We start from the raw sequence: 25,830 nt of genomic DNA on the forward strand, positions 1-25,830 counted from the left end.
GTTCCGGTCGGCCTAGGGTGGAGGTCAACCGCCGGGAGGTGGCCGTATGGAGTGCCGGGTCGTGCCAGAATGCTGGATGGTCCGTTTGCGCTCCGCACGGCCGCTTAGATCTCCGAGAGAGGCATAGCCCCCCAGCGGGCATCTGGGTCCATTGTCGCCACGCGTTCGTTCGAGAGGTGTTCGTGTCGCCTGCAAGTTCGACTCGCTCGAAGCCATCAGAGCTGAACGAGCCCGTCATTCAGCGACTGCTCGAGCGTGGGCGCTCGCAGGGGTTCCTCGAGTCCGAGGATGTCCGTCAGGCCTTTGAGGAGGCGGACATCCCCATGTCGCAAGCCGCGGGGGTCCTGCGGACGCTCAGCAAAGAGGGCGTCGTCGTCCGGCTGACCGCCGCTGACTCGGCGGCTCCGAAGAAGTCTCGTGGTCCAGCAAAGCGCCGCACTGCTGCCCCCGTCAAGACGAGAACCGCAGCGGCTGCCAAGGAGCAGCAGCCCGACACCGTGACCGCGGTCGTCGCCGCTGAGGCAGCCCCCGCCGAGGGGCCCGCCGCGAAGAAGGCCGAGCCCGCCAGGAAGGCCGCTCCCGCGGCCAAGAAGGCGGCAGCGCCTGCCAAGAAGGTCGCCAAGCCCGAGGTCTCGGGAGCAGGTCCCGCCGAGACCAAGCCGAAGTCCCCGGAGGGTGTCGACGAAGACGACATCGATCTCGAGGCAGATGTCGAGCTCGAAGACCTCGACGACCTGGAGGTCGACGTGGTCGAAGAGGTCGAGGTCGAAGTCGAGGTCGAACCCGAGGCGGAGACCGAGGAGGAGCCCAAGGCCGAGGTCGTCGTCACCAGCGACGACGAGGTCCTGATCCTCTCCGACGACGACGATGACGCCCCCGTGGCGCAGGTCGCCGCCGCAGGCGCCACCGCCGACCCGGTCAAGGACTACCTCAAGCAGATCGGCAAGGTCCCCCTGCTCAACGCCGAGCAGGAGGTCGAGCTGGCCAAGCGCATCGAGGCGGGCCTGTTCGCCGAGGAGCAGCTCGGCGGCGGCGAGGTCGACAAGCTGCCCGTCGACGTCAGGGCCGAGCTCGAGTGGATCGCCGAAGACGGCCGCAGGGCCAAGAACCACCTGCTGGAGGCCAACCTCCGGCTGGTCGTCTCGCTGGCCAAGCGCTACACCGGTCGCGGCATGCTGTTCCTGGACCTGATCCAGGAGGGCAACCTCGGCCTGATCCGCGCGGTCGAGAAGTTCGACTACACCAAGGGTTACAAGTTCTCCACCTACGCCACGTGGTGGATCCGCCAGGCGATCACCCGCGCCATGGCCGACCAGGCGCGGACCATCCGCATCCCGGTCCACATGGTCGAAGTGATCAACAAGCTGGCCAGGGTCCAGCGGCAGATGCTGCAGGACCTCGGCCGCGAGCCCACGCCCGAGGAGCTGGCCCGCGAGCTGGACATGACCCCCGAGAAGGTGGTCGAGGTCCAGAAGTACGGCCGCGAGCCCATCTCGCTGCACACCCCCCTCGGTGAGGAGGGCGACAGCGAGTTCGGCGACCTCATCGAGGACTCCGAGGCCATCGTTCCGGCCGACGCCGTCAGCTTCACGCTGCTGCAGGAGCAGCTGCACTCCGTTCTCGACACCTTGTCGGAGCGCGAGGCGGGCGTCGTGTCGATGCGGTTCGGCCTCACCGACGGGCAGCCGAAGACACTCGACGAGATCGGCAAGGTCTACGGGGTGACGCGCGAGCGCATCAGGCAGATCGAGTCGAAGACGATGTCCAAGCTGCGTCACCCGTCTCGCTCCCAGGTGTTGCGCGACTACCTCGACTAGGTGTCGTGACGGACGGGGGTGTCGCTCTTCGGAGCGGCACCCCCGTTCTCGTTCACGAGAGGCCGTGACCCGGGCGTCCAGGGTGGTGAGGCAGGTCGCTCGCTGCGCGTGGAGGCCGTGGCAGGGGCGGCACTCGGCCTCGTGCGACCGGCGCTCAGGTGACGTTCACGTCGATCCTGCCGGGGGCCTGCCGTACGGCGTAGCCCAGGTCGTCGAGCACCTTGGCCAGCTCGTCGGGGGTGGCCGGGTCGGCGCCGCTGAGCAGCAGGCTCCTGGCGATCTCGCCGCGGGTGGCCTTGGCCATGTGGCTGACGACCTTGCCGTCTCTCAGCACGCGCACCGCCACCCCGCGCGCGCCCGCCTTCCACGCGCCCGCGTAGGTGGCCGAGCGCATGTCCACGGCCAGCCCAGGCAGCCGGTCGAGCTCCTTGGTCACCAGCGGCCGCCAGAAGGCCGCCAGAGCGCCCATCGGCGGCAGGCTCACCGCCATGGACAGGCGGTACGGAGGGACCCTGTCGCCGACCCTCAGGACGCCCCACAGGCCTGAGAAGATCACCAGCGACGCCTCCGCCCTCGCCCTGGCCTCGCCGTCCAGCGTGGCCAGGCCCAGGTTGTCGTACAGGACGCCGGTGTAGAGCTCGCCCGCGGGCAGCGTCGCCGCCGTCTTGAGCGCCAGGTTCCTGTCGAGCTCGGCGGCCTGGCCCTTGCTCAGGCCGAGCACGTCGAGCGCGTCGCGGCGCCTGGAGGCCTTGATGAGGGCGTTCACCACGCGGGCGCGTGGCCTGGCGAGGGAGGGGAAGGACAGGTCGGCGAGGGCGGGACCGTCGCCCTCCGCGGCCTTGCCCTCCGAGGGCGGGAGCAGAATCAACACGGGTACGGGTTTACCACCTGGGCGGCTGACGTGCGACGTTGGCCTCGCGACTGCCGCCAGGAAGGCGCCCACTACGATGCCGTGATGGATTTCGACCGCTTGGTTGACGAGGCGTGGCCTGCCCTCGAGCGCGTGCCGCTGGAGCCGTGGACGCTGCGCCACTCCCTCGGCGTGACCAAGCGGGCCAACTCCGTGCTGGTCTCGGGGCTGCCCGCCGATCTCGCCGAGGCGGTGGGCGAGGCGGAGAAGTTCTACGCCGAGCGCGGCGGTTCCACCGTCTTCTCGCTCGGGACGAGCGCGCCCGCCGAGGTCGACTCCCTGCTGGAGGCCAGGGGCTACCGCCTGGCCGACCCGACGCTCGTCATGGTGGCCTCGCCGGCGCCAGGCGGTCACCCCGCGCACGAGGTCAGGATCGAGGACCACCCGTGGCCCGCATGGCTCGACACCTGGGCCGCGGTGGAGGGACGTGACCCCGAGGTGGGCGGGCGGATCTGCGCGGGAGTGCCGGCGTGGTACGCCGCGGTGGAGGAGGACGGCGCGCCGGTGGCCGTGGGCAGGGGCGTCCCCCAGGGCGACACGCTCGGGATCTACTGCATGGCGACGCGTCCAGGGGCGCGCCGCAGGGGCCTGGCCCGCAGCGTCCTGCGCGCTCTGGTACGGCACGCGGGGCTCGCGTCGGCGTACCTGGTGGTGACGGAGGGCAACGTGGGTGCGCGGAGTCTGTATCGCGACGAGGGCTTCGAACCGCGCGGCGCCTACCACTACCGCGTGTCCTGAGACCGCCCCGCCCAGGAACCCGGCGGGTTCCTCTCCTGGCGGCGTTCACGATTCGTTGCCGTTGGCGGGTCTTTCGCATGAGCCACGCCCTGGCGCCCCTCATGCGGCTTTCGCGGGCCGTTCGAACGCACGCAGGCGGTGACCCGGGTTGCCGGATCACCGCCTGAGCGTCATGCCATATGGGGTTATGTCATCGCGTCGAACGCTGAGAGATCAGCGATCGTCGCTGGGTGCGGTTACCTTGGGTTCGCTGAGCCGAGCCGACTCGTCCAGGATTTCGGCGCCCTTCTCACGCAACACGGCTACGTGCTGACGCCCATGGTGGGCGCAGAACAGCAGCTCCCCGCCCACTGGCAGGGTCGCGCGAATGTAGGCCTGGGCGCCGCAACGGTCGCAACGGTCGAGGGCCGTCAGCGGCTTAACGGGGGCGAGAGCTCCAGTCACGTATCGCCTTTCGGGTCACCCCCGCCGAAGCGAGGATCTGGCGTCAGTCACTTGAGACAACATCTAACCGGACCTGGACGTTCCCAATCACGGCCTCTCTACGCCCAGAGCAGAATGTGGCGGAAGGTAACGTCCAAGGCCCCGTTGGTAACGGCAAACGTGACCCGATGGCAAGCTTGTACGCGCGCAGGCGGGAAGAACGGTAGGCTACGCACACGTGTTCGATGGCTAGACCAGAGGAGCTGGAGTGACGGTAGTGGAGGCGGGTTACACAGCTCGTCACCTGTCGGTGCTTGAGGGCCTCGAGGCGGTCCGCAAGCGTCCAGGCATGTACATCGGGTCCACCGACAGCCGCGGGCTGATGCACTGCCTCTGGGAGATCGTGGACAACGGCGTCGACGAGGCGCTCGCGGGCCACTGCACCCGCATCGAGGTCGAGCTCTACGCCGACGGCTCGATCGAGGTCCGCGACGACGGCAGGGGCATCCCCGTCGACCTCGAGCCCAAGTCCGGTCTGCCGGGTGTCGAGCTCGTCTACACCAAGCTCCACGCGGGAGGAAAGTTCGGCGGCGGCTCCTACGCGGCCTCCGGCGGCCTGCACGGCGTCGGCGCCTCGGTGGTCAACGCGCTGTCGTCCCGCCTCGACGTCGAGGTCGACCGCGACGGCCAGGTCCACCTCATCAGCTTCAGGCGCGGCGTGCCCGGCGTCTTCGACGGCGACGGCCCCGCGGCCAAGTTCAAGAAGAAGTCCGGCCTGCGCGACGGCGGCAAGCTGCGCAAGCGCGTCACGGGCACCCGCGTCCGCTTCTGGGCCGACAAGCAGATCTTCCTGCCCGACGCCGAGGTCTCCATCGACGAGATCCACGTACGGCTGCGCCAGACCGCCTTCCTCGTCCCCGGCCTCACGCTCGCCCTCATCCACGAGGGCAAGACCGAGGAGTTCCGCTTCGACGGCGGCATCTCCGAGTTCACCGAGTTCCTCGCCCGCGACGAGGCGGTCTGCGAGGTGCTGCGCCTGCAGGGCGTCGGGCACTTCCACGAGACCGTGCCCGTCCTCGACGACCAGGGCCACATGACGCCGACCGAGGTGCAGCGCGAGCTCACCGTCGACGTGGCCATCCGCTGGGGCAAGGGCTACGACAGCACCATCCGCTCGTTCGTCAACGTGATCGCCACCCCCAAGGGCGGCACCCACATCACGGGCTTCGAGCGCGGCCTCGTCCGCACGATCAACGAGGTCCTGCGCGAGACCAGGCTGCTGAAGAACGGCGACGACCCTGTCACCAAGGAGGACATCCTCGAGGGCCTGACGGGCGTGGTGACCGTCCGGGTGCCCGAGCCGCAGTTCGAGGGCCAGACCAAGGAGGTCCTCGGCACCTCGGCGGCCACGCGCATCGTCTCGCACGTGGTCTCCCGCGAGCTCAAAGAGGTGTTCGCCAACCCGTCGCGCGGGCTCAAGCAGCAGCTGCGCGCCGCGCTCGAGAAGATCGTCGCCGCCGCCAAGGCGCGCATCGCCGCCCGCGAGCACCGCGACAACCAGCGGCGCAAGAGCGCGCTGGAGAACTCCGCGCTGCCCGCCAAGCTGGTCGACTGCCGCAGCGACGACGTCGACCGCAGCGAGCTGTTCATCGTGGAGGGAGACTCCGCGCTGGGCACCGCCAAGCTGGCCCGCGACTCGGAGTTCCAGGCGCTGCTGCCGATCCGCGGCAAGATCCTCAACGTGCAGAAGGCCTCCGTGGCCGACATGCTCAAGAACGCCGAGTGCGCCGCGATCATCCAGGTGGTCGGCGCCGGCTCGGGCCGCAGCTTCGACATCGACGCCGCCCGCTACGGCAAGATCATCCTGATGGCCGACGCCGACGTCGACGGCGCGCACATCCGCTGCCTGCTGCTGACGCTCTTCCACCGCTACATGCGGCCCATGGTCGAGGCCGGCCGCGTCTTCGCCGCCGTGCCGCCGCTGCACCGCATCGAGCTGACCAACCCGGGGCGGGGCAAGGACAAGTACATCTACTGCTACTCCGACGCCGAGCTCCACAAGGTGCTGCGCGATCTCGAGCGGCGCGGCAAGCGCTGGAAGGACCCCGTACAGCGTTACAAGGGTCTGGGCGAGATGGACGCCGACCAGCTGGCCGAGACCACGATGGACCCGCGCCACCGCATCCTGCGCCGGGTTCGCATCGAGGACGCCGAGGCGGGGGAGCGTATCTTCGCCCTCCTGATGGGCAGCGACGTGGCCCCGCGCAGGGAGTTCATCGTGAACAGCGCCGCCGAAGTGGACCGCGACCACATCGACGCGTAGGCCCCCGCACCTCGCCACCGTCGGCTACGTCTGGCATTACGGTCCTCGAACTCCACGGGCTGGGAAACGGGCCTCGCCACAGGCGGCTCGGCTGGTCGCGCAGGGGGAGCCCACCTCCCCCTGCGCCCTTATGGCGGCGCCTCTGTGACGGCGCCTCTGTGACGGCGCCTCTGTGACGGCGCTCCTGGAGTGGTGTCCCTGGATGCTGCTGGGGCGGTGTGCCTGGGGGTGGTGCCGCTGGGGCGATGCGCTGCGGCGGTGCCGCTGGGGTGGTGCCCTGGCGGTCGCGGTCCCCTCTGTCGCGTTGGTGCCGGGGCAGGCGGGGGCGCCTTGGTGGGCCCGTCGGGGAGCAACCGCGCCCCGGGCTGCTACGGGGACACCTGCCGTGAAGTGGCCCGCGACCCAGGCTGTGATGAGGATCGGGCGCTGTCGTCGGGCCGCTGCGCCGCGGCGGCCAGACGATGACCACCGCCAGGAGCGGGATGGCGTACGCCACGCGGTCGATCATCACGTCAGGGCCGCGCTTGCGGGTACCTGCCGGCACGCTCCCGGCAAGCCGGCCTCACCGCGACGGCCGCGTACGTCGACCGAGCGGCCATCCTGCCTGTCGTCGCGGAGACCCACCCGCCAAAGGAGATCGTCGCGGAGACCCACCCGCCAAAGGAGATCGGACAGGCTCACGAGCCGGCCGCGACCGCGCGGCGAACGAGTGATCACCGTGCTGATGGCCCTTGGCCGGCATGGGGTAGGCGAGGGGTGAGCGGGCGATCCGCCTCGATCGCCATGAAGGTGTCGCACCCGATGCCGTTGATCCGAACGTTGCCCAGGCCCAGATCGCGCTCCCTTCAGGCGACGTGCTGGACCTGTGGGAGCAGCGCGGTCAGTGTGGTCAGCGCCTCGCGCACCTCGTCGCAGCGGTCGGCGGGGATGATCACGCGGACGCCGGTGTACACCCGATCCTGGTACAGCCGGAGTTCGACCCAGCCGAGCCCGACCTCGACGCTCAGGAAGTCCGGGTTGGCGGGGTCGCAGTCGATGGACACCACGAACTGGTGCGGGGCGTCGTCAGAGAGGCCCAGCAGGTAGGTGAGCCGGGTGGCGTTCTCACGATCGAGCGGGAACGCCTTCTCGTTCATCCCGACCGCGACCACGTCCACACCGTTCACGACCATCGGCCAGAAGGCCAACGTGTCAGTGTCGCGCAGCTGCGGGCGGATCCGCTCGTACGACGAGTCTGGGGTGCCCGCCAGGGCGAGCAGGTGAAGCGACGGGACCGTGTCCGTGTGGTCGCCTGGAAAGGTGAAGCTGAGGGGTCCTTCGTCCGTCGGGGGGAAGTCGCTCATGGGGGACGACTCGCTCTCTGGATCGGTGATCTTCGGTTTCGGGTGGACGGTTCGGCCGTTGCGTGCACGCCCATAATGCCGTTCTGGGGCTCATGACGCGCTTCTTGCGGTACCCCTTTCAGGGCGTGTCGATCTTTGATGGCGGTCAGACGTAGACCGGTTCGGTGGATGACGAGCTCCTGAATCGTCATGAATTGCAAATCCACGGGACACGTCATGACGTCCATGCGTGTAACCGGCCTCCGCGGAGCCTGAACGCATGACCTGGTGGTAGAGATGATCACTGAATCCTGAAAGATCGGGGACCGTCGCGGTCAGGCGATCACCAGATGGGGCTCGAGCGCCCCAGAGACATTGGTCAGATCGTCGCGCATGGCGACACTTCGATCTCTTCGGTGAACCGACGCCGGTCGATCACGTGGCCGGCTTCAAGCGTGATGCGCGTCCCTTCGTCTCCCTGGACGTAGGTGACCTGGCCGTCCGCCGGCCTCCCGCCCCGGTCATCCCCGCCCTCGCGGCAGCGCCTACGCGGCTGACCTGGCGATGCCCGCGGATGGCTGCCTCCCGTACGCGAGAGACATGCCAAGGCCATGACCTGGGGAGGTACGGAGGGTCCCGCAGGCGGATGCCGGGTGGGTCGCTCACGATCGGGGGAGAGCGAGATGACAAGCCAGACGGACGGCACGGCGCCGGCTGAGGAGTTCATGGACAAGGTGTTCGGCGACTACGTCGGCGCGAACGCCATCTTCATGGCCGCCATCGGCGATCGGCTGGGCCTGTTCAAGGACCTCGCCGCCGCGGGACCGGCCACCAGCGTGGAGCTGGCCGAACGCACCCGGCTGGCGGAGCGCTACCTGCGCGAGTGGCTGGACGGCATGGCCGCCGCCGGGTACCTGACCTTCGACGCGAACGGCGGCAGGTACGCCATGCCCGCTGATCACGTGCCCGTGCTCGCGGAGGAGTCGGGGACCATGTTCATGGGCGCCGCCTTCTTCGACTACTCCACCAAGTTCGGCGAGAGCTTCCACGCGCTCCTGGAGGCGTTCCGCTCGGGAGAGGGCGTCCGGCAGGAGCTGTACGGCCAGGAGGCGGCCGAGGCGATCGAGCGCTTCACCGCGCCCTGGTTCGAGCACCAACTCGTCCCGGTCTGGCTGCCGCTCATGCCCGAGGTGCGCACCACGCTGGAGGTGGGAGCGAGGGTCTGTGACGTCGGCTGCGGGCAGGGACGTGCGCTGATCAAGCTCGCGCAGGCGTTCCCTCACTGTGAGCTGGTGGGCCTCGACCGCTACGAGCCCGCGATCCAGGCCGCGACCGAGAACGCCCGCCAGGCAGGGGTGGGCGACAGGGTGCGGTTCGAGATGCACGACGGCGCAGCAGGGCTGCCCGGCCCGTTCGACGTGATCACCACGTTCGACGTGCTGCACGACTCGGCGGATCCGGCAGGGCTGCTGAGGGCCATCCACGACGGGCTCAAGCCGAGCGGTCGCTACGTGTGCGTCGACATCAACTGCGCCGACCGCAGCCAGGACAACGTCGGCCCCATGGGCACGGTGCTCTACGGACTGAGTCTGGCCTACTGCCTGCCCGTCTCGCTGGCTCGCGGCGGCGCGGGGCTCGGCACCTGCGGGCTGCCGGAGGGCCGGTTGCGGGCGATGGCGCTCGAGGCGGGTTTCGCCGAGGTCAGACGGCTGCCGGTGGACGACCCGTTCAACAACGTCTACGAACTCAGCCTCTGACACGGACACGCCAACCCCGCACCGACGGCAGCATCATCGGAGCCGGGAGCCGGGAGCCGGGAGCCGGGAGCCGGGAGCCGGGAGCCGGGAGCCGGGAGCCGGGAGCCGGGAGCCGGGAGCCGGGAGCCGGGAGCCGGGAGCCGGGAGGTGGGGCCGCGTGGGCGGGTAGGGCGGGGGCCACCGGACGGCTAAGCCTTCGTAATGTCCCAGATCCCGTACCCAGGGTGGCGGACCGAGGCGCGGGCCCGGTGCCGCCCGTGTCGCCGGGACTTCACACGATCCTTGAGACGCCATCCAAGCCGGTTTCGCGCCGATCGCCCCGTTGACCTGCCCCTTCTCCTCGTGCCATGCCTGTGGCTACCGTGAAAGGGGGGAGGCGGTCGCCATGATGTCAACGCAGGACTCATTTGGCGGTGGATCGGGGATTCTTCGCCGCAAACCGGTCAGCCAGATCGCCACGGAACACGAGGGTGAGCTCTCTCGTACGCTGGGCCTCTGGCAGCTCACCGCCATCGGCATCGGCGGCATCATCGGAGCCGGGATCTTCGCGCTGGCCGGAGCGGTCGCCAACCAGACGGCCGGGCCCGCGGTCCTCATCTCCTTTCTGATCGCCGGCATCGCCAGCGCCGCGGCGGCCTTCTCGTACGCCGAGTTCGCGGGCATGATCCCGAAGGCGGGGTCGGCCTACACCTACAGCTACGCCGTACTCGGGGAGATCGTCGGCTGGTTCATCGGCTGGGACCTGCTGCTGGAGTACACCGCCATCGTCGCGGTCGTCGCGATCGGCATCTCGGGCTACTTCGGCTTCCTGGTCGGTCAGCTCGGCATCGATCTGCCCGCCTGGATGCTCGGCGCGCCGGGCACCGGTGAGGGGCGCGTCGTCGACCTGTTCGCGGTGGTGCTGTGCCTGCTGATCGCGTTCCTGCTCACGCTCGGCATCAAGACGGCGGCCAGGTTCGAGACGATCGTGGTCATCATCAAGGTGGCCGTGGTGCTGCTCGTGATCGTGGTCGGCTACTTCCACATCAACACCGCCAACTACACGCCGTTCTTCCCCTTCGGGGTCGCGGGGGCGATCACCGGCGCGGCCACCGTGTTCTTCGCCGTCTTCGGCTACGACGCGATGAGCACGGCGGCGGAGGAGTCGAGGGACGCCCAGAAGCACATGCCCAGAGCGATCATCTACTCGCTGGTCATCTCCATGGTGCTGTACGTGCTGGCCTGCCTGGTGCTCACCGGCATGCAGAAATACACGGAGATCGACCCCGAGAGCGGCTTCTCCACGGCGTTCGCCTCGGTGGGCCTGTCAGGGCTGGCGGGGATCATCGCGGTCGGCGCCATCATCGGCATTCTGACCGTCATGTTCACCTTCATGCTCGGCGTCACCCGGGTGTGGTTCTCCATGAGCAGGGACGGCCTGCTGCCGCAATGGTTCGCCAAGCTGGATCCCGTACGCAGGGTGCCGACCAGGGTGACCTGGATCGTCGGCGTCGCCTCCGCGGTCATCGCGGGCTTCCTCCCGATCAGGGAGGCCGCGGAGCTGACCAACATCGGGATCCTGCTGGCGTTCGTGGTGGTGTGTGTCGCGGTGATCGTCCTGCGCTACCGGCAGCCGGACCTGCCCCGCACCTTCCGCGTGCCCGGCATGCCGGTCGTGCCGGCCATCGGTGTGATCTTCTCGATCTGGCTGATCACGTTCCTGGCGCCCTCGACGTGGCTGCGGTTCGCCGTCTGGTTCCTGATCGGCCTGATCATCTACTTCCTCTACAGTCGCCGTCACTCCGCGCTCAACACCGAGCGCGGCGAAAGGCGCTAGGGCATTTCGACCGGCATCAGCTTGCCCGTGTGGACGTCGTAGATCGCCCCCGCCAGTGGCAGTTCGGCGGGAAGGAAGGGGCTGGTCCTGATGCGGGTCAGGTCGTGGCGGAGGGCGGCGTCCTGATCGGGCACGGTGTGGAACTCCAGGCTGCGGGTGTCCACACCGTTCTTCTGGGTGAGGGCGTGCACGTCGGCGTCGGAGACCTTCGCCATCCCGCAGTCGGTGTGCGGCATCACCAGCACCCGCTGGACTCCGAGCAGGTACACCGCCAGGACGAGGGTACGCAGGACGTCGTCGGTGACCCTGGCTCCCGCGTTGCGCAGGATCTTGGCGTCACCGGCCCGCAGGCCCAGCAGGCCGAGGGGGTCGATGCGGGAGTCCATGCAGGTCACGACGGCAAGGCCGCGCGCTGCTCTACCCGTGAGGCCCGAGTAGGCGAACGTCCGGGCATACGTCTCGTTGGCGGCGAGGAGGTCGTCGAACGCAGTCATGCCTTGATGATTCCGCATGCCCGTTTCGTAATGGTTTCCGGGGGCTGATTGGCGGCAAGTTGTGGAAGAAGCCACGATCACTGCTCACCTTGCGTGATGATGACGTTGCCCAACGTGTGTGACCTCAGAGGATGAACGTGAGTAGGACCGAATCGCTCGCCGCGTACCTGCGCGCGCAGGGGCGTCGCCGCCTGGACCGGGTCGAGGCGGCCGACGACGGGCACAACGCCCGCTGCGCCCTGGCGCTGCTCGACGCGGCCGCCTACGCCGAGAGCCTCCCCGAGGACGACCCGCTCATCGAGATGCTGGAGAAGGCCGGGTGTTTCGGGCCTCTCGGGTTCGACGAGTTCGCTCCTGGTGAGGAGGGGGCTCGCTTCATCCGCGACTGGTCGGGCAGTGAGCCGCATGAGCTCCTGCTCGCTCTCCCCGCCGTCACCGCGTCCGCCTGACACCGGAGCTGGGGGTTCTGGCCGCCGCCGCGTGAGACGGCGTGGTAACCCCTCCTGTACGCCCACGCCGTCTCATCTCGTCGTGCCGTGCCCCCAGCTCCGGGCTTCACCATGGGTGTCCTCCGCGATCGCGATCACCGCAGGACGCCGCGCGGTCCTGGGATAGGGCCGCCCTTCCTGGGAATGTCGGTAGGCCCGTGTATCAACAGCGAGCACGGAGGAGAGGAGAGCTCGATGTCGGGAATCGCGCGGATGCGCTCGACCGTCCTTGACTGCGCCGACCCACAGCGGTTGGGCCGCTTCTACGCCGAACTGGTCGGCTGGGAGGTCACGGGAGACGAGGACGACTGGGTGGTGGTCAGCGACGGCGGCCGTTTCCCCCGCCTGGCCTTCCAGAAGGTCGACGACTACCGCCCGCCGGCCTGGCCCGGCGCCGAGATGCCGCAGCAGTTCCACCTCGACGTCACCGTCGACGATCTCGAGAAGGCGGAGGCGCAGGTGCTGGCCATCGGCGCCACCAAGCACGAGTTCCAGCCGAGCGAGGAGGGCGATTTCCGCGTCTTCCTCGATCCTGAGGGGCACCCGTTCTGCCTGTGCCTCGCCGACGACGGCTGACCGCCCCCTGCCGCCCGCGACCTCCGACCGGGCCGCGGGACCGCGACCCGGCCAGGGCGAGGCCGTCACGGTGGTCAGGGTCGCGAGGTCGCGACGGTGGTCAGGTCGCGAGGTCGCGACGGTGGTCAGGTCGCGAGGTCGCGACGGTGGTCAGGTCGCGAGGTCGCGACGGTGGTTAGGCCGTGTTCGACGGGGTTCCCCTTCACGACGAGAAGGGATGGCCGTCGAGGTGGGTGAGGCCGGGCGGGACGTCAGGAAGGGGCAGCCCTCGTAGCCTGATGCTCTCGCGCAGGTGGCCGATCTTGTCGGCGGCGTGGCCCGCCTGCTCGGCCTGCGCCCGTGCCGCCTCGGCCCACGCGGCCCTGTGCGGATCCTTCTCGTCCTCGGCGCGGGCACGGGCCGCCCTGGCCGCGCGGGTGTGAGCCGACCACTCGTCCACGAGCCGCTGGTGGTCGCGCAGCGACTGGAGCTCGGCGCGAGCGTCGGCGCCCTCGTCGTCGCCGTGGACGAGGGGCGCGGTGCCGTCCAGCCAGAAGACCGCCTCCTGCGGCGCGGCCTCGACTCCGGGCAGGATCTCCACGCTGTCGGCGCGGCCCAGTGGCGCGAGCAGCAGCAGCGGCGGCGTGTTGAGCGCGTGGGCGAGCACGAGCAGTTCGGGGACGGTGACCGACGCTCGGTGGCCGCTCTCCAGCTTGGCCAGGTTCGAGCGCTCCATGGGCAGGCCCATGGCCGTGCAGCGGTCGGCGAGTTTCTGCACGCTGAGGCCCTGACGGGTTCGGTGATGCCGGACGTTGTCGGCCACCAGGAGGGTGTAGGCGGCCGTCCAGGGTGTGGCGCTCGAGCCTGGCACGGAGGTCCTCTCCGCTCGGGGGGTGCGGACGGAAAGATCCACGCTAGACGATCTTCGGCACCGTAGCCAAACGGGGCGGGCGCGCAGCGCGCGGCCCGCCCCTTCTGGCCGGTCAGCGGGTCGCCTGGGTCAGGAGGTCCACGGCCTTCCTGAGGTTTCCTGCCGCCAGCTCGTGATCCGCCGCCGCCTGCAGGTCGGCCCTGCGCCCGGCCGCCTGCGCGACGTCCCTCGCCACCGACACCACCGCGTCGTCCTGCGCGAACGTGTCGCTACGCGAGCGCTCCAGCAGCGCAGCCGCCACGCCCAGCGAGGTCAGCACCACTCTGGCGTCCCGCACCGACCCGTCCGCCGTCCAGTTGCGCGAGGCCAGAGCGACGCTCAACGCCGCCGCGGCCGCCCTGGACGTCCCGTCGCCCTTGGCCAGCTGGTCGCGCACCGCCTTGAGGCGCGGCTTCGCAAGGTCGGTGCGCAGGCCCCAGCCGTAGGGGAAGAGCGGGTCGTAGGCGGCGTCGCCCACGTTGAGCGGCAGCTGCCCGGCCGTACGGAACCAGGAGAAGGGCAGCCTGCCGGTGTACGGCACGGCCCCGAACAGCGGGTCGCTCACGCCCGCGCCCTCGGTGCCCGGCAGCCATGACGCGACCACCGCCTCGACGCCCGAGAGGTCACCCAGCGAGAGCGGCCGTCCCGACACGACGAGGACGACGCACCTGAGCGCCCCGCACACCTTGTCCACGGCCGCGCGGTCGGCGGCCGACAGGTCGAGCGTGCGACCCTGGCGGCCGACGTCGCCGAAGCCCTCGGCGTACGGCGTCTCGCCCACGACCACCACGCCGACGTCATGACCGGCCGGCGGGGCCGACGCGTCGGCCGAGTGGGTGACGGAGGCGGCGCGCCCCCTGATGCCCTGCAGGATGGTCGTGCCCTCGGTGATCGGTCCCGAGGAGCCCTGCCAGCTGATCGTCCAGCCGCCGGCCTGGTTGCCGAGGTCGTCGGCGTTGGAGCCGGCGACGTACACCTTGGCGGAGGAGGGCAGCGGCAGCAGCCCGCCGTCGTTCTTCAGCAGCACCTGCGACTTGGCGGCCGCCGCGCGGGCCACCTGCCGGTGCTCGGCCGAGCCGACGTCGGGCAGGCCCGACCGGTCGGCGTAGGGGTGCTCGAAGAGGCCGAGCTCGAACTTCTGGGTGAGGATGCGCGAGACCGCGTCGTCGATCCTGGACTGCGCGACCCGCCCGGCGGCGACCTCTGCGGTCAGGGTGTCGACGAAGCTCACGTAGGCGTACGGGACCATGATCATGTCGAGTCCCGCGTTGATCGACGTGCGGACGTCGCTCGGGTAGTCGCCGGGGATCTGGTCGATGGCCTGCCAGTCGCTGATCACGAAGCCCTTGAAGCCGAGTCTGCCCTTGAGGACGTCGGTGATCAGCTCCTTGTGGGCGTGCATCTTGGTGTCGCCGACGCTGGAGAAGGACGGCATGACGGTGCCGACGCCGCGCCTGACCGCCTCGACGAACGGCGCGAGGTGGATGGCCTCCAGTTCGGCCCTGCTGCCGGTGAAGACGCCCTGGTCGATGGTGTAGTCACCGGTGGTCGAGGAGCCGAAGGCGGTGCCGCCGTCGGCCACGTAGTGCTTGGCCGTGGCCAGCACGCCGTTCTTCTGCAGCCCGTCCACGATCGAGGCCATCCGCGAGACGAGTGCGGGGTCCTCGCTGAAGGACTCGTAGGCCCTGCCCCAGCGGTCGTCGCGCGACACGCACAGGCACGGCGCGAAGTTCCACGGGATGCCGGTGGCCTTGACCTCCCTGGCGGTGATCTTGCCGGTCCGCTCCACGAGCGCGGGGTCGCGGGTGGCGCCCAGGCCGACGTTGTGCGGGAAGATCGTCGCGCCGATCACGTTGTTGTGGCCGTGGACGGCGTCGACGCCGTAGATCAGCGGGATCTGCAGCCTGGTCTGCTGGGCGCGCAGCTGGTAGCCGTCGACCATGTCCGCCCAGCCCTTGGGCGTGTTGGTGGCCGGCGCCGAGCCCCCGCCCGACAGCAGGGAGCCGAGCAGGTAGGTCGCGATGTCGTCCTGCTTGGCCAGCGCGCCCCGCTCGGCCTGCGTCATCTGGCCGATCTTCTCCGCCGGGGTCATGCGCGCCATCAGGTCGGCCACCCGCTGCTTCACCGGTTTGCGGGCGTCGAGGTACGGCAGCCCGTGCGCGTCGATCACCACGACGGCGTCGTCGGCGGGCGGCGTGACGCCCTCACCCGACAGCACGATCGGGATGGTCTCGGCGACCTCGGCGTCGGAGTCGCCCTTGGTGGTGACCGTGAACGTCTTCACCGTTCCCGCCGGCGTGCCCGCGGGGAAGGTCAGCGTGCCCTCGGCGGGGGTGTAGTCCGAGCCTGCGGTCGCCGTACCGGAACCGGTCTTGTAGTGGACGGTCAGGTCGGCGGGCGGGACGGCGGAGACGGCCACGCCGACCTGCGCCGAGCCCTTCTCCTTGACCGGGTAGACGGGCGCGGTGGTGGTCAGGCGCACGGGGCGGGGCGGCGCGGTGCCGTACACCTGGACGTCGTCCCACAGCAGCGTGCCCGAGGAGGCGGACGGCAGGCGCATCGAGTAGCCCCACATCGTCTCCAGGTCGAGCTGCCCGTCGGTGGGCGCGCCACCGGGCTGGTAGTCGCCGCGCCTGACGAAGTCGGCGAACTTCACCTCGACGCGGCGCCAGCCCGCCTCGGTGTCGGTGAACGACGACTCGAACAGCTCCGAGCTGCCCGGCCCGCCGCCGCCGTCCTTGATCTCAAAGAAGATCTTCTGGCCCGAGCCCGTGCCCTTCACGGAGAAGGCGAAGCCCTCGTACGGTGTCCAGTCCTGGCCGGCGGGCAGGTCGTGCGACCAGCCGCCCCACTGGCTGACGTTGTAGACGGTCTTGAGCACGCGGCTGGTGTCGGTCTCGATGCTGAGCGTGGGGGTGGAAGCGCCGTCGTTGCCCCAGGCCACGACGCCGGGCGGCAGCGTGTCGCTCTCGAAGTCGGTGACGGTCAGCGGGGCGGCCGCCTGCGCGGCGGTGGCCAGGCAGGCCGATAAGAGCAGGGTGATCGCGCTGAGGGCGCCGATGCGTCGGGGGGTCACTGCGCCTCCTGGATAAAGAGAGCGCTCTCTTGAGCGCACCATCCCGCATTCAAGGCGTGCGGTGCATTCACGTCAAGGCGTTCTTTCTGATCGCGTCGCGCAGCCAGAGCGCGCTCTCCTTGGGGTACGGCGCTTGTGGACGCGCCCTCGATCTGGTAGGCCGCCGTGGCGCTGCCCCACCTGAAGCCGTCGGGAAAGCTCGGGTCAGTGGTCATCCCTTGAGGGCTCCCTGCATGATTCCTTGGATGATCTGCTTGCCGAACAGCATCGCCACGACGAGCAGCGGGATCGTGGCGACGGTCGTGGCCGCCAGCGTGAAGGAGTAGTCGACGGAGTAGCCGCTGGAGATGGCCGAAAGGCCCACCTGGACCGTGGGGTTCTCCGGGGTCAGGACGACCAGCGGCCAGAAGAAGTCGTTCCAGGCGTTCATGAAGGTCAGCATGCCGAGCACGGCGGCGGCCGGCCTGGCCAGCGGCAGCACGACCCGCCAGAACAGGCCGAACGTCGTGCACCCGTCCACCCTGCCGGCCTCGAGCAGCTCCGTCGGGAGGGCGGCCGACAGATACTGCGTCATGAAGAACACGCCGAACGCGCTGACCAGGTTCGGCGCGATGACCGCGTACAGGGTGTCGATCCAGCCGATGTCGGCCATGAGCATGTACAGCGGGATGATGCCCAGCTGCGTGGGCACCATCATGGTCGCCACGACTGCCAGGTAGAGGCCGTTCCTGCCGCGGAAGCGCAGCTTGGCGAAGGCGAACCCGGCCAGCGTCGACAGCAGCATGACGCTCACGGTGATCGAGGTGGCCACGATCGCCGAGTTGATCAGCGCGGTGGCGAACGGGACGGTGGTGAACACCCGCTGGATGTTGCCGATCAGGTTGCCACCGGGCAGGAAGGGCGGCGGCACCTGGCCGAGCGCCGAGTTGTCCAGCGAGCCGACGACGGCGCTGTAGTAGAGGGGGAAGGCGGAGAAGAAGGCGATGGCGGTCAGGGTGAGGTAGGTCAGGCGGCCGGGCCTCGGCAGCCCCTTGCGCCTGACCTGGACGAGGGTCTGGGTGAGGGTCGCCATCAACTGCTCCGGATTCTGCGGACGAACAGGTAGTTGATCCCGGCCGCTATGACGATCACGACGAACATCAGCCACGCGGTCGCGGAGGCGTAACCGAAGTCGAACCTGCCGAACCCGGCCTCGAACAGGTAGAGGGTCAGCGTCTGGAACTGGTGGTCGTTGCCGCCCGTCGGCTGGCCGCCGCCGAACAGCAGGGGCTCGGCCAGCATCTGCATGCCGCCGATGGTCGAGACGATGACGGTGAAGATGATCGTCGGCCTGATCGCCGGGATGGTGATCTTCCTGAGGCGCTGCAGCGAGGTGGCCCCGTCGATGATCGCCGCCTCGTGCAGCGACTGCGGCACGGCCTGCATCGCGGCCAGGTAGATCAGCGCGTTGTAGCCCGTCCACCTCCAGATGACCATGGTCGAGATCGCGATGTGCGAGGTCGCGGTGCCCGCGGCCCAGTCGATCTGGCCCACGCCGAACAGGCCGAGGAGCCAGTTGACGACGCCGTAGTCGCGGCCGAAGAGCTGGCCGAAGATGATCGCGACGGCCACGACGCTGGTGATGTTGGGCAGCAGCATGCTCACCCGCCAGAACGTCTGGCCGCGCAGCCTGCCGTTCAGCACGTGGGCGAGCAGGAGGGCCAGCAGCAGCTGGGGGACGGTGGACAGGATCAGGATGGAGACGGTGTTGAACAGGGCGTTCCAGAAGTAGGAGTCGCCGAGGAGCTCGGCGTAGTTGCCGAGGCCGAGGAAGGTGTGCTGGTCCTCCAGCAGGCTCCAGTCGTGCAGCGACACCCAGCCGGTGTAGAGGATGGGGAAGGCGCCGAGCGCGGCGAAGAGCAGGAAGAAGGGCAGGACGTAGGCATAGGGCGACGCCTTCACGTCCGCGCGGTACAACCACGAACGGATCACGAGATCTCCTCTCGGAACGCGACGTCCCTCCGAGGGACGTGCTCCGGTCGAGCGGCCATGGACCCGTCGGCCGCGTGTCTCGACGGGTCCTGGTCCCGGCGGGGTCGGGCGCGCTAAAGGATCTTCTTGATCTCGACCAGCGCCTGGTTCCAGGCGTCGGTGGGCGACTGCTTGCCCTGCTCCACCCGCCCCAGCGCGTTGTTGATCGCCGTGTTGATGTCGCCTGCCTTGGGCCCCAGGTACTGCGCCTTCATCGTCGCCACCGACTCGGAGAAGATCTTGCCGACGGGGGCGTCGTTGAAGAACGGGTTCTTGAACTCCGTGATCACCGGGTCGGTGTAGAGCTTGGTGGTGGAGGGGAAGTTGCCCTTGGACCTGAAGACCTTGGCCTGCTGCTCGGGCGCGGTCAGCCAGCTCGCCAGCTCGAAGGCCTTCTGCTGGTTCTTGCCCTGCTTGGGCACGGTCAGGAATGAGCCGCCCCAGTTGCCGGTGCCGCCGGGGATCTTGGCGATGTCCCACTTGCCCGCGGCGTTTTTGGCCTGCTCCTGGATGTAGGCCATCATCCACGACGGGCAGGCGATGGTGGCGAACGACCCGCGCTGGAAGCCGGCGTTCCAGTCGGCGGACCAGGCGGTGATCTTGGCGGACAGCCCGGCGTCGATGGCCTGGATGGTCTTGTCGAAGGCGGCGCGCACGGCCGGGTTGGTCTCCACGACCACGGTGTCGTCGGTGTTGTAGAGCCCGACGTCGGCCTGTCCGAGCACGGCGCGGTACATCACGACGGGGCCGTCGAAGAAGGCCGTCTTCGGCAGCTTGGCCGCGGCGAACTTCTTGCCGGTCTCGATGTAGCCGTCCCAGGTGGACCAGAGCGCCGAGACCTCCTCGCGGTCGGTGGGCAGGCCGGCCTTCTCGAACAGGTCGGTGCGGTAGCACATGGCCAGGCCGCCGACGTCGGTGCCGAGCCCGAGCTGCTTGCCGTCCTTGGAGATCGAGGTCTGCCACTTCCAGGCGGGCCACCGGTCCTTGATCTGGCCGGCGCCGAGGTCGAGCAGGTTGGCGAACTTGTCGGGCTGGGCCTTGAACTGGCCGATCCAGCCCTCCTCGATCGCCTCGATGTCGGCGGCGCCCTTGCCGGTGGCCAGGCTGGTGGCGATCCTGCGGTGGTGCTCCTCGGCCGCGGCCACGCGTTCCACCACGTCGATGTCGGGGTGCAGACGCTCGTACTCCTGGTAGAGGCTCTGGTAGCCGAAGTCGTTGAACGTCGCGATCACGATCTTGGTCTTCTCGGCGGGGCCCTTGCTCGCCGTCGGTCCGCTCTGTCCGCCACAGGCGGCCAGGCTGGTGAGAAGTAAGGCGGTGACGGCTGGAGCGATCAGTCCGCGCATCGCGCAGCACCTCCGAAGTCGGGGCGAAAGTTGCCCAGACCATACGGCGGCTTAGATTTCACATCAATATAAGGCGTAAAAAAAGTGGTAACGCTGCTGTAACAGTGGTGTGATCACTGCAGGAAGCTCTCGATCACCAGCGTGGCCGCGCCGAGCGCCACCGCGTCGGGCCCCAGCTCGCCGAGCTCGATCGTCGTCTGCCGGTACGGCTGGGCCAGCGCGTGCCGTCCGGCCGCCTCGCGCAGCGCCGGCAGGTGCCTGCGCCCCAGCAGCAGCCCCGCCCAGCCGCCGACCACGATGCGCTCGGGGTTGAACAGGTTGACCAGGTTGCCCAGCCCCGCGCCCAGGTAGGCGACGGTCTCCTCGACCACCTGGCGGGCCGCGGCCGAGCCGTCCTCGAGCAGCGCGGCAAGCGCCACCTGCTCGTCGTCGGTGGTGATCACCCCGCCCGCCTCCGCGTAGCGGCCGAGGACGCCCTCGGCGCCGACGTAGGCCTCCAGGCAGCCGAGCGCCCCGCACCTGCACCTGCGCCCGTTCACCACGACAGTGGTGTGGCCCCATTCGCCGGCGCTTCCCGTGACGCCCCTGTAGGTGACGCCGTCGGTGACGATGTTGGCGCCGACGCCCGAGCCGACCAGGGCCACGATCGCGTGCCTGGCCCCCCTGCCCGCGCCGAACCACAGCTCGGCCTGGCCCATGGTCTTCGCCCCGTTGTCGACGAACAGCGGAAGCGAGGTGCCGGCGCGCAGGAGCGTTCCCAGCGGGACCGACTCCCAGCCGAAGGTCTGGGCGTGGATGACGGCGGCGGGGCCGTGCTCGACGATGCCGGGCACGCCGATGCCGACGCCGAGCATCCGCTCGCGGCCGACCCCCGCCTCCGCCAGCACGACGTCGATGCCGGCGAGGATGTGCCTGGCCACGAGCCCGGCCTCGTGCCTGGCGGGTCGCAGCGCGTAGTCGGCCTTGGCCCGCTCGGTCATCGCCAGGTCGAACAGCTCCACGCGCACGTGGGTCTCGCCGACGTCCACACCGATCGCGTGACCGTGCTCGGGGTTGACGCGCAGCAGCACCCTTGGCCTGCCGCCGTCGGACTCGACCAGGCCGGCCTCGACGATCGCGCCCTCGGCCAGCAGGCCGGCCGTCACGTTGCTGACGGTGGCCGCGCTCAGGCCGGTCGCGCCCGTGAGCTCCTGCCGGGAGGCGGGCCCGCCGAAGTAGAGCGCGCGCAGCAAGATCGCGCGGTTGCCGCGCCTCAGGTCTCTGACGGTCCTGCGCTCTGGTCCCGACATCATGGCCGTCATCCTTCCCGATCACTGCGGTCATCTTAGATCACGTCACGAATTAAGTCAGCGGAGGGTGTGGTCAGTATTTACGAGATGTGAAATAAGTAGCGGCATGACGATTGAGGTTCGAGACGGCGTCACCGCCGTCGACGGCGTGCCCCGAGTGCTCGTCACCGCTGACTATCCCTACTACCGCGACCGGCCGGAGGTCTGGGCCGACCGCCTTCGCGCTCTCCGCGACCACCTGGGCATCGAGGTGATCACCAGCTATCTTCCCTGGCGGCACCACCAGCCTGACCCCGACGTGCCGCCCGACTTCACCGACGTGATCCGCTTTCTCGCCCTGTGCCATGAGCTGGGGCTCAAGGTGATCGCCAAGCCTGGACCCTTCATCCACGCCGAGACCAACTACGGCGGGCTGCCCGACTGGGTCTCCTCCTTCGAGCCCGTCCTCGACTCGGCGGGCGAGCCGTTGTGCTGGGGAGGGCGGCCGCTGCCCGCGCCGCTGGGAGCCGCCTTCTCCGACCGGGCCGCGCAGTGGCTGGGCGCGGTCGGCAAGGAGGTGCTCGACGCCGCCACCCACCCCGACGGCCCGGTGATCATGATGCAGATCGCCAACGAGGGTCTGTACACCAACGGCGCGCTGCCCCTGACCTCCTACGACTACAGCCCCTCGGGCCTGGCCTTCTTCAGAGCCAGACTGCGCGAGTGGTACGGCACGCCCGAGACCTACAACCGCTCGCACGGCACCGCGTTCACCACCCTGGACGAGGTAGCGCCCGAAGGCGCCGACTGGGGACGCTTCCACGCGGAGTACCTGGCCGAGGTGTACCGGCGCTGGAGCGAGGCGGTCGGCTGCCGGGTGCCCGTGATCGTCAACCTCAACCCGCCGACCGTCGCCCACCTGGACGACTGGCTGGCCAGGGTGCGCCCCGCCACCTGGGACGGCATCCACTACGGGTTCACCAACTGGATGGGCGTCGTCTCCGCCGACCCCGACGCGCACGCCCGCTACGTGATCGCCGCCAAACTCGCGCCCGGCCCGAACCTGGAGGAGAACTGGGGCTTCTCCGAGCTCTACGACCGCGCCTACGCCGACGCCACGACCAGCTTCCACCAGACGCTGCTCGCGATGGCCGCGGGAGCCACCGGGTTCAACGTCTACACAGGGGTCTCGACCTCGTCGTGGTCCGACGCGCTCGACGCCGCGCACGCTCCGCCGTACCCGGACTGCGCGCCCATCGCCGCCGACGGGACGGCCACGGAGAAGGCGCCGGTGGTGAAGGCGCTGTCCGCCTTCTTCGCCAGGCACGGGGCGGAGTTCCTGGAGTGCGCGCCTGTGACGGGCGGCGCCTTCGGACTGTACCCGCCGTACGCGGGGACCGGCGCGTGCGGTGCCGCGCTGCGCTCCTACCACGACAGGATGCGCGCGGCCGGCCTGGACTACGCGCTGCTCGACCTGCAGCAGGTCACGGCCGAGCGGCTGGCCGCGCACGCGACGCTCACCGTGCCCGCGGGCCCCGCCATGGAGGAGCGGGTCCAGGAGTTGCTGTCGGGATACGTCGCGGGCGGCGGCAGGCTGGTCGTCGAGGGCCGCGCGCAGGAGCCGCTCCCCGAGCCCTCGGTCAGGGTGGCGCGCGGGAGAGCCGACGCCTACCTGCGGGTCCACCCGTCGAAGGAGGTCGGCTACGTGACGGTCCTGGCCCACAGCGACAACGACGAGCCGATCGAGGTGGAGCTCGGAGGCGCGACGCTCGAGGTGGTCACCTGCAGGGGCGGCGCCGCCCTGATCAGGCTGGTCGAAGGGAACCTGGACGGCCACCTGGTCAAGGGCCGCAACGCCTTCCTGGGCTCGGCCGTCCGAGCCGCCGTCAGCCTCGGCGGCAGACGCAGCGAAACGGGCGAGCCTACGGACCTGTTCCGGGTGTGAGCCCCCGCAGGGCCCCGCGAGCACGCGGGGCCCCGGCGCGTCAGGAGGGCTGGGGCGCCTCAGCGGCGGGTGACCCCTCGGCGGGCGATCCCTCGGCGGGCGCCTCCTCGGAGCCGGCCCGCAGCGACCCGCCCACCGCGGCGATCGTGTGCGTCAGACGCAGCCCCGACCCGTCACGCCTGCTGACCTCGTCGGGCAGCGGCACCGGCTTGCCGACCGCGGAGACCGCCTTGGCAGGCCCTGGCCCCGCCCACGCCAGCAGCAGCACGTCCTCGCCCTTGAGGAAGCGCTGCGCGCGCACCCCGCCGGTGGCCCTGCCCTTGGGGGGGAACTCGGCGTAGTCGGAGACCTTGCCGCCGCCCACCTGGGTGCCCGGCAGCGCGGTGGACGAGCCGGCGATGGTCACGACCTGCGAGGGACGCGAGGGGTCCACCGCGCCGAACCAGATGACACGCCCGCCGTCGTCGAGCCTGATGCCCGCCATGCCGCCGGCGGGCCGTCCCTGCGGGCGTACCGCGGAGGCGGGGAAGCGCAGCAACTGCGCGTCGGCGGTGATGAAGACCAGGTCGTGCTCCTCGGACTCCAGCTCGACCGCTCCCACCACGGTGTCGCCCTCCTTCAGCCCGATGACCTCGAAGTCGTCCCTGTTGGCCGGGTAGTCGGGCACCACCCGCTTCACCACGCCCTGGGCGGTGCCGAGCGCCAGACCTGGGCCCGAGGGGTCGCACGAGCCCAGGCCCACCACGACCTCGCCAGGCTCCAGCGAGACGTACTCGGCGATCGGATGGCCGCCCGACAGCGACGGCGGGTTGGCAGAGGGCGGCAGCGTCGGAAGGTCGACCACGTTGACGCGGATCATGCGGCCCTGCGAGGTCACCACGCCCACATCGCCCCTGACCGAGCTGCGCACCGCCGATATCAGCACGTCGTGCGCGGCGCGCTCGGCCCCTCCGGCCAGCGGCGAGTCGTCGGTCGTGCGGGCCAGCAGCCCCGTGGACGACAGCAGCACCAGGCAGGGGTCGTCGGGCACCTCGAGCGTCACCGCGGCGCTGCGCGTGACGCCCGAGGCCTCCAGCAGCACCGTACGGCGCGGCGTGCCGTACTGCTTGGCGACGTCGGCCAGCTCGCCCGAGACCACCTGACGCAGGCGGGTGTCGGAGGAGAGGATCTCGGTCAGCTCGGCGATCTCCCTGGAGAGGGTCTCCTTCTCGCGGTCGAGCTCGAGCTTGTCGAAGCGGGTCAGACGGCGAAGCGGCGTGTCGAGGATGTAGGCGGCCTGGATCTCCGACAGCTCGAAGACCTCCATCAGGCGGGTGCGCGCCTGCGCGGAGTCGTCGCTGGAGCGGATGACCTGGATGACCTCGTCGATGTTGAGCAGCGCGACGATGAGGCCGTCGACAAGGTGCAGGCGCTCCTCGCGCTTGCGCCTTCGGTACTCGGACCTGCGCCGCACGACCTCGATGCGGTGGTCGACGTAGACCGACAGCAGCTCGCGCAGGCCGAGCGTGCGGGGCTCGCCGTCGACCAGCGCGACGTTGTTGATGCCGAAGGTCTCCTCCATCGGCGTGAGCCGGTAGAGCTCCTCCAGCACGGCCTCGGGGATGAAGCCGTTCTTGATCTCGATGACCAGGCGCAGGCCCTTGTGCCGGTCGGTGAGGTCCTTCAGGTCGGCGATGCCCAGGAGCTTCTTGGCGTTGACCAGCTCCTTGATCTTGGCGATCACGCGCTCGGGGCCGACGTTGAAGGGCAGCTCGGTGACGACGATGCCCCTGCGGCGCGGCGTGATCTGCTCGACCGCGCACTTGGCGCGCATCCTGAAGGTGCCGCGCCCGCTCTCGTAGGCGTCGCGGATGCCCTGCAGCCCGATGATCGAACCGCCGGTCGGCAGGTCGGGGCCGGGCACGTACTTCATCAGCTCGTCGAGCGTGGCGTCGGGCTTCTTGATCAGGTGGCGGGCCGCCGCGATGACCTCGACGAGGTTGTGCGGCGCCATGTTGGTCGCCATGCCGACCGCGATGCCGGTCGTGCCGTTGACCAGCAGGTTGGGAAAGGCCGACGGCAGGACTGTGGGCTCGGTCTCCTGGCCGTCGTAGTTGGGCTTGAAGTCGACGGTGTCCTCGTCGATCGACTGCACCATGAGCATCGCCGCGGGCGCGAGCCTCGCCTCGGTGTACCGCATCGCCGCGGGCAGGTCGTCGGGCGAGCCGAAGTTGCCGTGGCCGTCGACCAGGGGGATGCGCATCGAGAACGGCTGGGCGCAGCGCACCAGAGCGTCGTAGATGGCGGTGTCGCCGTGGGGGTGCAGCTTGCCCATCACATCGCCCACGACGCGCGAGGACTTCACGTGCCCGCGGTCTGGGCGCAGGCCCATCTCGCTCATGGAGTAGAGGATGCGGCGCTGGACGGGCTTGAGCCCGTCGCGCGCGTCGGGCAGCGCGCGCTGGTAGATCACCGAGTAGGCGTATTCCAGAAAACTCGTGCGCATCTCGGCGGAAACGTCGATGTCGACGATCCGCTCCTCGAAGTCCTCGTCAGGAGGGGGTGTGGTCGTCCGTCGGGCCATGTCGAACATTGTGCCGAAGAATCTCGGGTGCCCGCGACACCGCCGACCCTTTGTACGGCTTGCGGCCCC

Annotated in this window: 19 protein-coding genes; 8 read left to right on the forward strand and 11 right to left on the reverse strand. The window is 69.7% G+C overall.

What is annotated here, in order from left to right:
* Positions 1–182 precede the first annotated feature (182 nt).
* Positions 183–1,817, forward strand: a complete 1,635-nt coding sequence (locus ABFX55_RS01190; protein WP_183646961.1) for an RNA polymerase sigma factor — start codon at positions 183–185, stop codon at positions 1,815–1,817.
* A 154-nt stretch (positions 1,818–1,971) separates the two neighbouring features.
* On the opposite strand, the gene ABFX55_RS01195 is transcribed toward ABFX55_RS01190, so the two are convergent.
* Positions 1,972–2,688, reverse strand: coding sequence for a YaaA family protein (locus ABFX55_RS01195; protein ID WP_346116744.1), 717 nt, complete (start codon positions 2,686–2,688; stop codon positions 1,972–1,974).
* Between the two features lie 84 nt (positions 2,689–2,772).
* On the opposite strand from ABFX55_RS01195, the gene ABFX55_RS01200 reads away from it, so the two are divergent.
* Positions 2,773–3,465: a GNAT family N-acetyltransferase gene (locus tag ABFX55_RS01200; RefSeq protein ID WP_346116746.1), complete on the forward strand. Its 693-nt coding sequence runs from the start codon at positions 2,773–2,775 to the stop codon at positions 3,463–3,465.
* A gap of 213 nt (positions 3,466–3,678) precedes the next feature.
* Here ABFX55_RS01200 and ABFX55_RS01205 read toward each other — a convergent pair whose 3' ends face one another.
* Positions 3,679–3,909 carry a DUF7455 domain-containing protein gene (locus ABFX55_RS01205; protein WP_312895525.1) on the reverse strand — a complete coding sequence of 77 codons (231 nt, stop codon included), beginning with the start codon at positions 3,907–3,909 and terminating at the stop codon, positions 3,679–3,681.
* A 247-nt stretch (positions 3,910–4,156) separates the two neighbouring features.
* Here ABFX55_RS01205 and ABFX55_RS01210 point away from each other — a divergent pair, with 247 nt between their 5' ends.
* Positions 4,157–6,211 (forward strand): DNA gyrase/topoisomerase IV subunit B, encoded by a 2,055-nt coding sequence (locus tag ABFX55_RS01210; protein WP_346116748.1) that lies wholly within the window; start codon positions 4,157–4,159, stop codon positions 6,209–6,211.
* An 845-nt stretch (positions 6,212–7,056) separates the two neighbouring features.
* On the opposite strand, the gene ABFX55_RS01215 is transcribed toward ABFX55_RS01210, so the two are convergent.
* The gene (locus ABFX55_RS01215; RefSeq protein ID WP_346116750.1) at positions 7,057–7,554 is read right to left on the reverse strand and encodes a hypothetical protein; all 498 of its coding nucleotides are present in this window, start codon (positions 7,552–7,554) and stop codon (positions 7,057–7,059) included.
* A gap of 662 nt (positions 7,555–8,216) precedes the next feature.
* Here ABFX55_RS01215 and ABFX55_RS01220 point away from each other — a divergent pair.
* Complete coding sequence (locus ABFX55_RS01220) at positions 8,217–9,290, forward strand: class I SAM-dependent methyltransferase (protein WP_346116752.1); 1,074 nt, start codon at positions 8,217–8,219, stop codon at positions 9,288–9,290.
* A 385-nt stretch (positions 9,291–9,675) separates the two neighbouring features.
* Complete coding sequence (locus ABFX55_RS01225; protein ID WP_346116754.1) at positions 9,676–11,106, forward strand: amino acid permease; 1,431 nt, start codon at positions 9,676–9,678, stop codon at positions 11,104–11,106.
* On the opposite strand, the gene ABFX55_RS01230 is transcribed toward ABFX55_RS01225, so the two are convergent.
* Positions 11,103–11,600, reverse strand: a complete 498-nt coding sequence (locus ABFX55_RS01230) for a beta-class carbonic anhydrase (protein WP_346116756.1) — start codon at positions 11,598–11,600, stop codon at positions 11,103–11,105. The two genes, ABFX55_RS01225 and ABFX55_RS01230, sit on opposite strands and share 4 nt — an antisense overlap.
* A 137-nt stretch (positions 11,601–11,737) precedes the next feature.
* On the opposite strand from ABFX55_RS01230, the gene ABFX55_RS01235 reads away from it, so the two are divergent.
* Together ABFX55_RS01235 and ABFX55_RS01240 are read left to right on the forward strand one after the other, a co-directional pair.
* Positions 11,738–12,049, forward strand: coding sequence for a hypothetical protein (locus ABFX55_RS01235; protein ID WP_183646932.1), 312 nt, complete (start codon positions 11,738–11,740; stop codon positions 12,047–12,049).
* A gap of 234 nt (positions 12,050–12,283) precedes the next feature.
* Entirely contained in the window at positions 12,284–12,664 is a 381-nt protein-coding gene (locus ABFX55_RS01240; RefSeq protein WP_346116758.1) for a VOC family protein, read from the forward strand.
* Between the two features lie 202 nt (positions 12,665–12,866).
* Here the strand turns inward: ABFX55_RS01240 and ABFX55_RS01245 are convergent, their stop codons facing one another.
* The 6 genes from ABFX55_RS01245 to ABFX55_RS01270 all read right to left on the reverse strand — a co-directional run bounded on the left by ABFX55_RS01245 (position 12,867) and on the right by ABFX55_RS01270 (position 21,277).
* On the reverse strand, positions 12,867–13,556 hold the full coding sequence (locus ABFX55_RS01245) for a helix-turn-helix domain-containing protein (protein ID WP_346116759.1): 690 nt from the start codon (positions 13,554–13,556) through the stop codon (positions 12,867–12,869).
* A gap of 70 nt (positions 13,557–13,626) precedes the next feature.
* Positions 13,627–16,629 (reverse strand): glycoside hydrolase family 3 N-terminal domain-containing protein, encoded by a 3,003-nt coding sequence (locus tag ABFX55_RS01250; protein WP_346116761.1) that lies wholly within the window; start codon positions 16,627–16,629, stop codon positions 13,627–13,629.
* A 211-nt stretch (positions 16,630–16,840) separates the two neighbouring features.
* On the reverse strand, positions 16,841–17,701 hold the full coding sequence (locus ABFX55_RS01255; protein WP_346116763.1) for a carbohydrate ABC transporter permease: 861 nt from the start codon (positions 17,699–17,701) through the stop codon (positions 16,841–16,843).
* On the reverse strand, positions 17,701–18,600 hold the full coding sequence (locus tag ABFX55_RS01260; protein WP_346116764.1) for a carbohydrate ABC transporter permease: 900 nt from the start codon (positions 18,598–18,600) through the stop codon (positions 17,701–17,703). The genes ABFX55_RS01255 and ABFX55_RS01260 overlap by 1 nt, the downstream gene beginning before the upstream one ends.
* A gap of 113 nt (positions 18,601–18,713) precedes the next feature.
* A complete protein-coding gene (locus tag ABFX55_RS01265; protein WP_346116766.1) occupies positions 18,714–19,985 on the reverse strand; it encodes an ABC transporter substrate-binding protein in 1,272 nt (423 codons plus the stop codon).
* Positions 19,986–20,098: 113 nt separating this feature from the next.
* Positions 20,099–21,277 carry an ROK family protein gene (locus ABFX55_RS01270; protein ID WP_346116768.1) on the reverse strand — a complete coding sequence of 393 codons (1,179 nt, stop codon included), beginning with the start codon at positions 21,275–21,277 and terminating at the stop codon, positions 20,099–20,101.
* Between the two features lie 103 nt (positions 21,278–21,380).
* On the opposite strand from ABFX55_RS01270, the gene ABFX55_RS01275 reads away from it, so the two are divergent.
* A complete protein-coding gene (locus tag ABFX55_RS01275; RefSeq protein WP_346116769.1) occupies positions 21,381–23,198 on the forward strand; it encodes a beta-galactosidase in 1,818 nt (605 codons plus the stop codon).
* 40 nt (positions 23,199–23,238) lie between these two features.
* On the opposite strand, the gene ABFX55_RS01280 is transcribed toward ABFX55_RS01275, so the two are convergent.
* Positions 23,239–25,770, reverse strand: coding sequence for a DNA gyrase/topoisomerase IV subunit A (locus tag ABFX55_RS01280; RefSeq protein WP_379479147.1), 2,532 nt, complete (start codon positions 25,768–25,770; stop codon positions 23,239–23,241).
* Between the last annotated feature and the right edge of the window lie 60 nt (positions 25,771–25,830).

The sequence above is a fragment of the Nonomuraea roseola genome, assembly GCF_039535395.1.
GTDB classification, from domain to species: Bacteria; Actinomycetota; Actinomycetes; order Streptosporangiales; family Streptosporangiaceae; genus Nonomuraea; species Nonomuraea roseola.

Coding starts and splice junctions, on each gene's coding strand:
- ABFX55_RS01265 (WP_346116766.1), bottom strand. CDS start 19,985: ATGCGCGGACTGATCGCTCCAGCCGTCACCGCCTTACTTCTCACCAGC.
- ABFX55_RS01270 (WP_346116768.1), bottom strand. CDS start 21,277: ATGATGTCGGGACCAGAGCGCAGGACCGTCAGAGACCTGAGGCGCGGC.
- ABFX55_RS01230 (WP_346116756.1), bottom strand. CDS start 11,600: ATGACTGCGTTCGACGACCTCCTCGCCGCCAACGAGACGTATGCCCGG.
- ABFX55_RS01225 (WP_346116754.1), top strand. CDS start 9,676: ATGATGTCAACGCAGGACTCATTTGGCGGTGGATCGGGGATTCTTCGC.
- ABFX55_RS01280 (WP_379479147.1), bottom strand. CDS start 25,770: ATGTTCGACATGGCCCGACGGACGACCACACCCCCTCCTGACGAGGAC.
- ABFX55_RS01200 (WP_346116746.1), top strand. CDS start 2,773: ATGGATTTCGACCGCTTGGTTGACGAGGCGTGGCCTGCCCTCGAGCGC.
- ABFX55_RS01220 (WP_346116752.1), top strand. CDS start 8,217: ATGACAAGCCAGACGGACGGCACGGCGCCGGCTGAGGAGTTCATGGAC.
- ABFX55_RS01275 (WP_346116769.1), top strand. CDS start 21,381: ATGACGATTGAGGTTCGAGACGGCGTCACCGCCGTCGACGGCGTGCCC.
- ABFX55_RS01215 (WP_346116750.1), bottom strand. CDS start 7,554: ATGAGCGACTTCCCCCCGACGGACGAAGGACCCCTCAGCTTCACCTTT.
- ABFX55_RS01255 (WP_346116763.1), bottom strand. CDS start 17,701: ATGGCGACCCTCACCCAGACCCTCGTCCAGGTCAGGCGCAAGGGGCTG.
- ABFX55_RS01240 (WP_346116758.1), top strand. CDS start 12,284: ATGTCGGGAATCGCGCGGATGCGCTCGACCGTCCTTGACTGCGCCGAC.